General features: G+C 38.6%; 9 protein-coding genes and 1 tRNA gene. 2 read left to right on the forward strand and 8 right to left on the reverse strand.

All coding sequences use genetic code 11. The features are described 5' to 3' along the window. From BO26_RS21430 to BO26_RS23370, 8 genes are all read right to left on the reverse strand, one after another. Positions 1 to 1,599 (reverse strand): serine hydrolase domain-containing protein, encoded by a 1,599-nt coding sequence (locus BO26_RS21430; RefSeq protein ID WP_051690828.1) that lies wholly within the window; start codon positions 1,597 to 1,599, stop codon positions 1 to 3. 221 nt (positions 1,600 to 1,820) lie between these two features. Then, positions 1,821 to 3,413 carry a serine hydrolase domain-containing protein gene (locus tag BO26_RS21435; protein WP_051690829.1) on the reverse strand — a complete coding sequence of 531 codons (1,593 nt, stop codon included), beginning with the start codon at positions 3,411 to 3,413 and terminating at the stop codon, positions 1,821 to 1,823. Between the two features lie 209 nt (positions 3,414 to 3,622). Beyond that, positions 3,623 to 4,504, reverse strand: a complete 882-nt coding sequence (locus BO26_RS01285) for a DMT family transporter (RefSeq protein ID WP_036768231.1) — start codon at positions 4,502 to 4,504, stop codon at positions 3,623 to 3,625. Positions 4,505 to 4,893: 389 nt separating this feature from the next. After that, entirely contained in the window at positions 4,894 to 5,097 is a 204-nt protein-coding gene (locus BO26_RS22975; RefSeq protein WP_110882641.1) for a hypothetical protein, read from the reverse strand. A 220-nt stretch (positions 5,098 to 5,317) separates the two neighbouring features. Further along, positions 5,318 to 6,274, reverse strand: coding sequence for a fatty acid desaturase family protein (locus BO26_RS01290; RefSeq protein ID WP_036768232.1), 957 nt, complete (start codon positions 6,272 to 6,274; stop codon positions 5,318 to 5,320). A gap of 8 nt (positions 6,275 to 6,282) precedes the next feature. Beyond that, on the reverse strand, positions 6,283 to 7,383 hold the full coding sequence (locus BO26_RS01295; protein ID WP_051690830.1) for an amidinotransferase: 1,101 nt from the start codon (positions 7,381 to 7,383) through the stop codon (positions 6,283 to 6,285). A 659-nt stretch (positions 7,384 to 8,042) separates the two neighbouring features. Further along, positions 8,043 to 8,348, reverse strand: a complete 306-nt coding sequence (locus tag BO26_RS01300; RefSeq protein WP_036768233.1) for a hypothetical protein — start codon at positions 8,346 to 8,348, stop codon at positions 8,043 to 8,045. A 1,032-nt stretch (positions 8,349 to 9,380) separates the two neighbouring features. Further along, a tRNA-Sec gene (locus BO26_RS23370) sits at positions 9,381 to 9,475 on the reverse strand. A gap of 237 nt (positions 9,476 to 9,712) precedes the next feature. Between BO26_RS23370 and prlC the strand changes: the two genes are divergently transcribed. Further along, positions 9,713 to 11,755 carry an oligopeptidase A gene (gene prlC / locus BO26_RS01305; protein ID WP_036768234.1) on the forward strand — a complete coding sequence of 681 codons (2,043 nt, stop codon included), beginning with the start codon at positions 9,713 to 9,715 and terminating at the stop codon, positions 11,753 to 11,755. A 5-nt stretch (positions 11,756 to 11,760) separates the two neighbouring features. After that, positions 11,761 to 12,504: a 16S rRNA (guanine(1516)-N(2))-methyltransferase RsmJ gene (gene rsmJ, locus BO26_RS01310; protein WP_036768236.1), complete on the forward strand. Its 744-nt coding sequence runs from the start codon at positions 11,761 to 11,763 to the stop codon at positions 12,502 to 12,504. The last annotated feature ends 1 nt before the right edge of the window (position 12,505 follow it).

The following is a 12,505-nucleotide window of genomic DNA, read 5'->3' on the forward strand; positions in this document are numbered from 1 at the left end:
TTATTTAATATTAATGAACTCTATCTTCCAACAACGTGCATCATTGATATAGAGACGCGGTTTATTAGTATCAGGCTCGAATTCAAAATCAATAATCAGTTCAGTACCAGGAGAGAAATAACTATTCCCGTAAATCCGCCGTAAGACTTCTTTTTTACCTGGATAAACAATTCCATCAATATCAATCCCATCACCAGAAACAGAAATAACCAGCGTTGCTTCTGTTTCATGGTTATAATAACGCCCTGACAATAGCTGAATATCGACACCACCGTCATCAATCTGCTTTTTAAGATAAAAGACATTGCCATTTTCATTAATCTGTTCCAGTTCAATAACATTGTCATTTTCAATAATAGGTCTGAACCGGATTTTACCTCCCTCTTCCTGGAATGTGCCATCAGAGTTAAAGATAATAGGTTTACCTTTTTCGAATAAATTACCTAATAAAAAAGTGTCTTCCTTGGTAATAATATAAGGATAAGGCTCTGCCCCGCGGAAAATACCGGTGATATCGATATCACTGGTTAGGCAATAGGATTTTTCTGGCTCAATATGGCTACTGTTAAACAATATATCAATATTCTTCTCCACCCATTCACTCGCCTCAGCACCTGTTGCCGCAGTAATCGCAATACCTAATTTAGCATCCGGTAAAATACAAACATGAGATCTAAAACCAGTATATAAACCACCATGTTGTATTATCTTTTGCCCTGCGCGTTGGCTGATCATAAAACCGTAGGCATAATTATTACGATTGCCATTGGTTAAATCTGGTGTACGGGATAATTGAGGCAACAGATCCTGGACAATAGATGGAGAATAAAATGCCCTAATCCAACGACACAAATCATTTACCGTAGAATACAGCCCTGAACCACCCACCACAACATCGTTGAGATCATCTCTTCTCCACTGGTGTGACTTTTCGTTATAAGCGTAACCCATCGCCCGATCAGGAATAATCTCGGTTATATCATCGTAGAAAAAGGTATCTTTCATCTTTAATGGAATGAAGATATTTTCTTCCGCATATTTCCTCAACGATTTACCTGAAGCTACGCTGACTATTTCCGCCAGTAAATTATAGCCTGCGTTGCTATAGAGATGATATTCCCCAGGTGTGAAATTAAGTGAATGTTGCCGTTGGGTCAGTTTTCTCACCAAATCAATATGGCGATGATCAAAGTCGGAATTTTTACCTGCCAGGTTATAAAGCATAAATTCATCCCGTAACCCACTGGTATGGTGAATAAGATGCTCAATAGTAATATCAGAAAATTCTGTGGGAAAGTAATCCAAATATTGTCCAACTTTATCCTTGATGCAGAGCTTTCCTTCTTTCTCCAACAAGGCAATACAAAAAGCAGCAAATTGTTTTGAAACACTCGCCAAATAGAATTTCGTATTAGGTTTTACAGCAACAGCATGTTCAATATTAGACTTTCCAATATGGCGTTGATAAATAATTTTATTTCCGTGAATAACAGCAACCGCGAGTGCTCCCCCTCTTTTTTTATTCTCAATATTAACCAATTCGTCTATTTTCTTGAGAAAGGATTTAATTTTATCTGTAGATATTGTCGATTCCATCATTAATTTCCTTATTTAAAATAATAAAATAGAACATATATATTTCAGATTAATAGCAATACATATGTGGGCTGTACTGTAAGACGTAAACAGGAAATATCCAAGTGACAACGATTATCATTTAATGTGTGAGCGGCAATATAAAGTAACTATGAGAACTGATATTTACGAAAAACAGGCAGAACATAAATATAATAGTTCTGCCTGATTGATCACTTTATAAATTAAACTGCAACAAATTCTATCTTCCAACAACGTGAATCACTGATATAAAGATGAGGTTTATGGGTATCAGGATCTAATTTAAAATCAATAATCAGCTCATTGCTGGGAGAGAAATAACTATTCCCGTAAATTCGCTGCAAAACTTCCTTTTTACCCGGAAAGATAATCCCATCAATACCAATCCCATTGCCAGAGGATATAACAGAAACAACTGCTTCCATTTCATGGCTATAATAAATCCCTAATAATCGCTGAATATCGACGCCACCATCATCAACTTGCTTTTTAAGATAAAAGACATTGCCATTTTCATCAATCTGTTCCAATGCAATAACATTGTCTTTTTCAATAATGGGCCTGAACCGGATTTTACCGCCTTTCCCCTGGAATGTACCGTCAGAGTTAAAGATTATTGGATTACTGTTTTCTAACAAATTACTTAACAAATAAACATCTTCTTTGGTAATAATATAAGGATAAGACTCTCTCCCTCGGAAAATACCAGTGATATCAATATCACTGGTTAGACAATGCGGATTTTCTGGCTTAATATCAGTGTTGAACAATATATCAATATTTTTATCCACCCATTTAGCAACATTAACATTTGTTGCAGAAGTAATCGCAATACCTAATTTAACATCTGGTAAGATAACAATATTAGCTCTGAAGCCAGCATAAGTACCACTGTGTTGTATTATCCTTTGCCCTTCGTGTTGGTCAATATCAAAACCGTAAGCATACTTATTGCGATTGCCATTGATTAAATCTGGTGTACGAGATAATTGAGGCAACAGATCCTGAACAATAGATGGCGAATAAAATGCTCTAATCCAACGACACAAATCATTCACAGTGGAATAAACCGCTGCACTACCTACCACAGAATTGTTGATATCGCTTCTTATCCACTGGTGTGAATCTTCGTTATAAGTGTAACCCATCGCCCGATTAGGGATAATCTCGGTTATATCGTCACAAATAACGGTATCTTTCATTTTTAATGGGGTAAAAACATTTTCTTCTGCATATTTCCTCAACGTCTGACCTGAAACCACGCTGATTATTTCCCCTAAAAAATAATAGCCCGTGTTGCTATAAAGATGATATTCCCCTGGGGTAAAGCTAAGTATCTGTTGCCGTTGAGTCAGCTTTCTGACTAAATCAGCATTGCAGTAGTCAAAATCTGAGTTTTTACCTGCCAGATTATAAAGTAAAAACGTATCCCGTAACCCGCTGGTATGGTGAATAAGATGCTCAATGGTAATATCAGAAAAACGCGCAGGAAAATCATCCAAATATTGCCAGACCTTATCCTTAACGTTGAGCTTTCCTTCTTTCTCCAACAAAGCAATACAAAAAGCTGTGAATTGTTTTGAGTCACTCGCCAAATAAAATTTAGTATTAGGCTGTATAGCAACAGCATGTTCAATGCTGGCTTGTCCGATATGGCGCTGATAAATCATTTCATCACCGAGGGTAACAGCAACAGCGAGAGCCCCACCCTTTTTTTTATCTTCAATATTAACCAGTTCGTCTATTTTTTTAATAAACAATTTAATATTATCTGTAGATATCGCTGATTCCATCATTAATTCCCTAATAATTTAACGTGATACAAACATGACATATATATGCAATTTGGTAATACGACATATGCGGGCAGTACTGTAAGGTGGAAATAGATAACATACAAATGATAATGATTGCCATTTAATATATAAGGAGCAATACAAAGTAACTGAGGTGCTTAAATCCACGAGGGAACTGCCAGGCTGATCACAACCCGGCAAATACAGATTTATTCGGTGGAAAGAGATATTTTCTTTGTACGAAAGACCAGGATAAGCCCTGACAAAATGGCTACCATTCCCAATAAACTTAGAGCAGGCAAGGCATTTCCTAAAAACAAATAATCCATTACAGCGGTCACACCAGGAACGAGATAAAAAAGACTGGTTACATTCACCAAATTACCTGCTCGAATAAGTCGGTAAAGTAATAATTGAGCCACAACGGAAATGACTAATCCAAGCCATAATAACGAAATAATAAAACCAGGTACCAATTGAAATTCAAAAGGCTGAAAAGGAATAAATAGCAAGCAAAGCAATAGGCTAACACTATATTGTAGAGGTAAAACCGCAGAAGGAGCCTGATGAATTCGTTTCTGTAAAATCGCACCGATACTCATACAAGCCAATGCCGCCAAAGCAAAAGTAATACCGGCAAGAGAAAACCGGGATAGCACGAGACTTTGATACACCACTAATATCAAACCCAGCAACGCTAACAATAAACCCGCCAAACGTACAACCGAAAAACGGCGCTCAATGACTAACAATGTAATAATCGGTTGAATTCCCATCACTGTAGCCAGAACGCCGGGAGTAATTCCATTGTCCAACGCGAAAAAATAACAAATAGAATAACCGCCAATTAGCAGAACGCCGGTACTGGCTACTTGTTTACGCGTACCCTGTTCAGGCAGGAAATGGCCCTTACGCCCGAACAATAATCCCAGAAATATCAAAAAAATAAGCGCAACAGCAAAACGCATTGAGAGAATGGCAAACGCGGTACTGTGGTCGAGTCCCCACCGCGAAAAAATTGCACCACTGCTCCACAACAACACAAACAGCAAAGTCGAGCCATAAGAGACCCATAGGGCTTTATAAATCATGGGAATCACACCTGTCTTACGTTTTAACTAAGCCAGCACAACCAAATCTGGCAATACGTTGCATGCAAACCATTTCTCAGAAACGAGAGTATTACAAGGAGGTGGCGGTAAAACAGGGGGAGAAATGAAAAAATGCATGTACACATCTACTGCTGTTAATGCTAAGCCAGCAGATGCAATCAGTGTACATGCAAGTAATAACATAGTATGCGTCTTACAATATTTTACATTAGTCATTTAAATGTAGATGCATATCTTACTATGGTCAAATATCTGTGGAACTATTTTCAATATCATGACTTATGTCCACCAGATAGATAAGATCACCATTTTGCTGCACTCCCATAAAACAAGTCACAAGCAATCGTCGTTCTGGTACCGAGATAACACTACCATTCAGTACTGCATGTAGTCATTGCCGGGCGGAAATTTTCTACTTCTTCTATATATTGGCGGGTATTTTTTTCAATATGGGATGCCCCGATAAAACATCCCTCAACACCATCAATGCCATCTCCGTAACGGGGAGTGAATGTTGAAGAATGCCAAAAATTCTCAATTATTTTCTTTCTTTGTTGGCTGCACTCGCTCACCCCGGTTACATAGTTATCTATGCTCCCGGGGATTCGCTCCCTTGCCGTCGCAATGCATCTTGAAATCTATTGGGTATATATTATTTGATGTTTCGTATACAATAAATTCTGACTTTGCCAGCTTTGTCCCTCTAATACCGAATTTTTCTTGCATCGTAGCAGACTCATTTAATAATAAATTCGTCGGACTTTCCATAAAGCCAATAATAATTAACTGAAACTATTTTTTATTTATAGATCTATGCAATAACGGTCTACGTTTGTGTAAAAAACCCAATATTGCAGGTACTGGGCTGACAACTCTTTCCTGTGCAGAAAGCTTAGTTGAATATTTCTTACGGAGATCAGGTAACGACTTCCAATGAGTGTTGCCTGAAATATGATGCTCCTGATGATAACCATCATTAAATGTCAATAAATTATAAATTCGCCCATAATAGCTGACTGAATTTGCAAACCTGTTCTCTGGCTGAGCCCCATAATGTTCATAGTAGTTTTGTATATTGACCAGAGCAAAGGAAAAATAGAGAGAAGGTAAATAGAAAAATAAAGCCCATTTCCAGGATAAAGTGAATAAAATAATAATCCACACCGCCTGAAATAATCGATCTAATCTCAATTGCCATAACTCTTCAGCCTTCTTTTTTCCATCCATCGAAAGAAGTTTTTCATATCCATTATCAACTTTGCTCAACGGTTTATGCCAGATAAATAAAGCCCAAAACATACGCACAAAACTGTTATATAGCGTGATGATTCCACCAAGAGCAGAATAGTTCCAAAGTGTATTATGTTCGCCTATTTCTTTTCCATTTATAAAGGTAGAAGACGTATCCTGCGGTCCATTTTCACCGATTCCCCGGTCGTTATTATATTTGTGGTGATTACGAACATGGGACAGGTGATAAGCCTGTACAGATTGACCAATATTCATTGAATTCAGTATAGACACAAACATATTCATGGTTCGAGAAACAAACCAGGGTGTATGGCTAAAAAAATGTGATATCACTATTATGTTGTAGGTTGTCATCAGTGTCAGCAACACAATATTACCCAGCCAACTCATAATAGTGAAATTATCCCAATATACAACCAGGGTAACAGTGGCTATCATATGCAAGATACTTAATATAAACATTACTGAATCCCAATAAGAATATCGCCAGATAGCCATAGTTGCTCCTAGTTAAAATAAGATTGTAAACTTCCGCGTCGTCTTATATCCACTGTTGCACAATGGAAGGAACCACCGAAGGAATTAAAATTCCTGAAATTACATGGAATCGGAGTAAAGCCCCAACGTTTCATCGCAGCGATCATGGGTTCATCTTGTTTTTCAACAATTACCCGCTTTTCATCTAACATCAGAATATTCATGTTGATCCATTTACTGGTCATATATAAAGGATGATCATCAGGAATAATGGGTTGAGGGGCATGTAGCACATCCCATCCTTTAAACAGTTCAGGAATCTTTAACACCTTTTCTGGATTAATCAGCAGTTTCCCAGGTGCCATTGGAACAAATGTGGCATCAATGTGCATAGGGCTATCATCGTTAAATTCAAAAACGTGAATACGATAATCATCACCTATATGACGACGAAGCCATTCGATACCAAATTCATTCGTCACATGACTCTTTTGCGCAATAATATCTCGCCCGCAACGAATAAAGTCCGCAGCATCAAATGTCGGTTCAAACTCAGTTACAGCAAGACGAGTACTTTCCTTGCCATCATCCTGATACCATTCGAAATCATATTGTTCATCTATCAACTGTGGTTTTGGTCCTGCGCTCCATCTCGCTCCTTGCTTAAAGTAATCTTTAAGTAGAGTTTTATATGCAGCAGTTTCAAAATAACGGGAACGCCATGCCAAAGGACACTCAATAATATCATCACCAATAACTAACAGGGCATCACGAGGCATGGCACAATATAGCCCTGTACTGCTCCAACCGGGCGCCCCAAATACCTGAGATTGATCTTGAGGCTCAGGCCGACGTACTTTAACCCCTTCACTTTCGAGAATATGAACAAACTCTTCTAACTCTTTGGATGCAGCCTCAATCTGCTCTTTTGGAAATGACCGACCAGCATTCCGGTGAAAAGTTTCAATCTGGTTCGGAGGTAATACCGGCTCTATCGCCATATGCCAGCCAGGAAATCTGGCGCCATCAACCACACCAACAATAACCTCTTCAAGTGGGTCCCATTCGTTAAAAGAATTAACTGGGGAAGAAATTTTACTATCACTATCTATTAAATTTGGGTCAAGCATGTCTTCTCCTGATATTTGAATATTATGTCGCCTTAAAACTATATTCACTGTATTAATTGCGACCCTAACACCATCAATGGTGACTCCTCAGTTTAAATATTCAGTCATGCGTAATATTATTAGCTTAGGTATCTTTCAGTTCGAGAATTAAATAAATATGATTTCCTCCCGGTTAATAAATTCAGTAAGAGATTATAAGTTTTGTTATTTAAAACGGTAAAAAAATGTTAAAAATTTTATTTTTTCACTACAAGACATTAAATAACAGTAATAATGCAAGACCTAACTCAACGTTATAAACTTGTCTGCATACAATAATATATGGACATTTAAATTTGTAAAGTAATTAAATTTAAGTACTATAAAACTGAGTTGATGTTATTATTTTCAATGTCATTATTGCCTCATAGAATATTATTCAAGATTAACAAAGCTCAATTTACAAGATATAGTTTCTTCGACCCTATATAATTCACTCCAATAGAAACAGGCAGAATGTTAATATAACTATTCTGCCTGGAGTTAAGTGCATATAATAGAAAACACATTCTGGATTTTGATAAAATCAGCTCTATCTGATTATATCCTTCAAACCAAATTAAATTATTCTACCAAATATATTATTCCACGCACTCATTCAGGGGTTTAATCAATATTGATTAAATCTCTACACCTACGATATATTTCAGCTTCATCAACTTACTTTTTGCAACTTTTACTTTTACATCTAATTTTTCATGAAGAACACGTAAAAGAGAAAGGTAGAGCAGCACAATCTTCTCTTTATCTTTTTCACCATCAACCAGTAATAGATGGAAATCTTCAACCACGCCTAAAATATTCAGACTAACGATAACTGAACTGGGTGACAGAATATCAATCCAGACCTTCTCTACTTTACCCACTTTCAATTCATCATCTACAATCAGCTCTTCATGTAACAGAATATCTTTCTTAATAATCATAATTATAAACTCCACAATTTAATGTAACTAATTGATAAATAACTAATATAGTTCAAATTAACAAACAATAAGCTATTTATCTTGCCCATATAAAATTGTAACCATTTTCACTAGAAAATAAGTGCCTGTTAGGAATTTATCCAGCATTTAGATAATATATACAGCATTTTTGATGCCATATTGCTGCCTTATCTAATACATATAACTATAGATGCCATTAATGTATTGTCAATAAAATAAAAAAATAAATTTAACTAATTTAAAATCAATGTTTTATTAGTAAAAATAAATAAAAATATATTACAGCCTGCAATAAAAATAATATCTGGTTAATTTTTTCCATCGAACATAATGACAGATATAAATGATAATAAGAAATATCTCTGTTATTTCCATCTACTCTATAAAAGATAAAATCAATGGTATTACTTCAAAAACAAACAAATAGCTCATAACATTTTAATATTATATTTCATGGAAATTACAAGCGGAATATTAATCATGTGGTTGTTTATAGGAAATATTATAATAACCCCCATTCACCCATTATAATAACAAAAATATAAAATAAATCTCATATAATTATCTTATTATTAAAATGAAAGAATTTCTAATACTCTTAAATATACAACTGAAAACCCTATCGATAAAAAAGGAGGTGTTCCCTCCTTAATCAGTGCACATTTAGCAAACAAGTTTTAGTTTAGGGTAAACGATACTTTGAAACTCTGCCGGAATTTTTTCTTTAATATCTGATAGTATTTTTTTGTCTGCCCCAATAACCTCTTGGACCTTCGAACTTATTGCGATCACGAGTCGCATTTGCAGACTAACGATATTGATATTAAATTGAATCAGGTAAATGCGGGTGTCCCATTAATGCCCCCATATTGATTTTTGATTGGAAAATGAGCAGCGATGTTACTTCCTTTTTTCAGTAAATCTTTCAGTGCCGCAATATTCGCTAAAGTAGATTAATTGCAGGTGTTATAAGGGATTTTCCGAGCTTAGTGGCGTTCAGGAGAGCTTAATTGGCGGAAGATCACAGGAGTCGAACCTGCCAGAGACCGCTGGCGGCCTCATCTGGATTTGAAGTCCAGCCGCCCCACCGGGGACGATGATCTTCCCTATAAATACCAAAGAATTATGAAAAGCAGCCAATCATAGCGCAGATTATCTGGCTTCTGAATCCGTTTGCTGAAATCATTCTCAATTTGCTAAAAAGCATTAAATTTTATTGTTCATAAACTCAACATTCGCGTTGAGTTTGTCGAATTTTACCTACATCTTATTAGCCGATACCTATTACGATACAAGGTTGCTCCGCTCAGCAATGTATCCAAAACATAAACAGGACGCTTTATATGACTAATCCGTTACTCGTTCCATCAGGTTTACCAAAATTTTCTTCTATTAAACCAGAACATGTTGTTCCCGCCGTAAAAGAAGTGATTGCCAATTATCGCCAAACCGTCGAAAAAATATTGACCGAGAATACCGTTTTTACCTGGGATAATTTGTGCCAACCACTGGCCGAAGCAAATGATAAACAATCCCGTGCATGGTCACCGGTCAATCATCTCAATTCGGTTAAAAACAGCCCAGAATTACGCGCCGTTTATGAAGAGAGTTTGCCATTACTGTCCGAATTCAGTACCTGGCTAGGTCAGCACAAAGGGTTGTATCAAGCGTATAAGTCATTACGTGAAAGTGCTGAGTTTGAGAAACTCTCTGTGCCTCAACGCAAAGTTGTCGAAAATACACTGCGGGATTTTAAGCTATCAGGTATTGGTCTGCCTGAAGAGAAGCAGAAACGTTATGGCGAGATTAGCGCCCGTTTGTCAGATTTAAGTTCGCAATTCAACAATAATGTGCTTGATGCCACTATGGGCTGGACCAAATTAATTACTAACGTGAAAGATCTGTCTGGTCTGCCTGAAAGCGCGATTGCCGCCGCTAAAGCTCAAGCAGAAGCCAAAGGACAAAAAGGTTGGCTATTAACTTTAGAGGCACCAAGTTACCAGCCGGTTATTACCTATGCAGATAATCGTGAACTGCGTCGGGAAATTTACCACGCCTACAATACCCGTGCATCCGATCAAGGGCCAAATGCAGGTAAATGGGATAACAGCGAAGTGATCGCCGAAATCCTTGCGCTGCGTCACGAACAGGCTCAATTGCTTGGTTTCAAAAATTATGCTGAGCAATCCCTTGCAACCAAAATGGCAAAAACCCCTAAGGAGGTCTTGGATTTTCTGAATGATTTGACAAAACGTGCGCATCCACAAGGCAAAGAAGAAGTCGATGAGTTAAAAGGTTTTGCTAAATGGCATCATTGTGCCCACAAGCTGGAAGCTTGGGATATGACTTACTACGGCGAGAAACAAAAACAGTACGAGTTCTCTATCAATGATGAGCAATTACGTCCTTATTTCCCTGAACAAAAGGCTGTTGAAGGGCTATTCGAAGTTGTTCGCCGTATTTATGGTATTACTGCTAAAGAACGCCATGATGTAGAAACCTGGCACCCGGATGTTCGTTTCTTTGATCTGTACGATGACACCAATGAGTTGCGCGGTAGCTTCTATATGGATCTGTACGCACGCGAGAATAAACGTGGTGGCGCTTGGATGGATGAGTGTATCAGCAAAATGCGTCGCTCCAACGGCGAACTGCAAAAACCTGTCGCTTATCTGAACTGTAACTTCAACAAACCTGTTGGCAATAAACCAGCGCTATTCACTCACAATGAAGTCAATACGCTGTTCCACGAGTTTGGCCACTGTCTACACCTGATGCTGACTCAGATTGAAATTGCCGGTGTCTCCGGTATCAATGGTGTACCGTGGGATGCCGTTGAAATGCCAAGCCAATTCATGGAGAACTGGTGTTGGGAACCAGAAGCACTGGCATTTATCTCTGGTCACTACGAAACTCAAGAACCTCTCCCACAATCCATGTTGGATAACCTTTTAGCAGCGAAAAACTATCAGGCTGCTATGCGGATTTTGCGTCAGCTTGAGTTTGGTCAGTTCGATTTTCGTCTGCATGTTGAGTATGATCCAAAGAAAGGTGCTGAGACTATGAAGACCTTAAAGGAAGTGAAGAAATTGGTCTCCGTAGTGCCTTCACCTGAATGGGGCCGTTTCCCACACTCATTCACTCATATCTTCTCCGGTGGTTATGCCGCTGGCTACTACAGTTATCTGTGGGCTGATGTGTTGGCAGCCGATGCTTACTCCCGTTTCGAGGAAGAAGGTATTTTCAACCGCGAAACCGGACAATCTTTCCTTGATAACATTTTGTCCCGTGGCGGTTCAGAAGAGCCAATGGAGCTGTTCAAACGCTTCCGTGGCCGTGAACCAAAACTGGATGCAATGCTGCGTAAGGCTGGTATCAAAGGATAATTTAGGTGGATATCTGTTTAATCTGTGAACAAGGCGCTGATAGCAGCGCCTTATCTCAACTGGCAGAGCGCTGGAATCTCGTACATGACGAGAGCGCAGTGATGGCGCTGGTTCTGACACCTCAACACCTCGAACTCCGCAAACTAGATGAACCCAAGCTGGGTGGCATCTATGTGGATTTTGTGTCAGGTGTAATGGCACATCGCCGTCGCTTTGGAGGTGGCCGAGGTGAAGCCGTTGCTAAGGCCGTAGGAATCAAAAAAGATTATCTGCCAACAGTCGTGGATGCTACCGCAGGTCTGGGGCGCGATGCCTTTGTATTAGCATCACTGGGTTGTCATGTAAGGATGCTGGAACGCCATCCTGTGGTCGCTGCATTACTGGATGATGGGCTGCAGCGTGGCTATCAAGATGCAGAAATTGGTGGGTGGCTGCAAGAACGTATGACACTGCTCCATGCCTCTAGTATTACCGCATTAGCTGATATTACCCCACAGCCTGATGTTGTTTATCTTGATCCGATGTATCCACACAAGCAGAAAAGTGCACTGGTGAAAAAAGAGATGCGGGTGTTTCAATCTCTGGTTGGCGCTGATGAAGATGCTAATCATTTGCTAGTCCCTGCTCGCGCTTTAGCAAAACGCCGTGTTGTAGTAAAACGGCCTGATTATGCAGAACCCTTAGCTGGAGTAGCTGCATCAGCGGCTATCACCACGAAAAACCACCGTTTTGATATTTATCCTTGCTGAA

The organism is Photorhabdus australis DSM 17609 (assembly GCF_000711895.1).
Taxonomy (GTDB): Bacteria; Pseudomonadota; Gammaproteobacteria; order Enterobacterales; family Enterobacteriaceae; genus Photorhabdus; species Photorhabdus australis.

What these genes read in the sequence shown, in the direction of transcription:
- BO26_RS21430 (WP_051690828.1), bottom strand. Translation starts at nt 1,599, where the DNA reads ATGATGGAATCGACAATATCTACAGATAAAATTAAATCCTTTCTCAAG.
- BO26_RS01300 (WP_036768233.1), bottom strand. Translation starts at nt 8,348, where the DNA reads ATGATTATTAAGAAAGATATTCTGTTACATGAAGAGCTGATTGTAGAT.
- BO26_RS01285 (WP_036768231.1), bottom strand. Translation starts at nt 4,504, where the DNA reads ATGATTTATAAAGCCCTATGGGTCTCTTATGGCTCGACTTTGCTGTTT.
- BO26_RS21435 (WP_051690829.1), bottom strand. Translation starts at nt 3,413, where the DNA reads ATGATGGAATCAGCGATATCTACAGATAATATTAAATTGTTTATTAAA.
- BO26_RS01290 (WP_036768232.1), bottom strand. Translation starts at nt 6,274, where the DNA reads ATGGCTATCTGGCGATATTCTTATTGGGATTCAGTAATGTTTATATTA.
- prlC (WP_036768234.1), top strand. Translation starts at nt 9,713, where the DNA reads ATGACTAATCCGTTACTCGTTCCATCAGGTTTACCAAAATTTTCTTCT.
- BO26_RS01295 (WP_051690830.1), bottom strand. Translation starts at nt 7,383, where the DNA reads ATGCTTGACCCAAATTTAATAGATAGTGATAGTAAAATTTCTTCCCCA.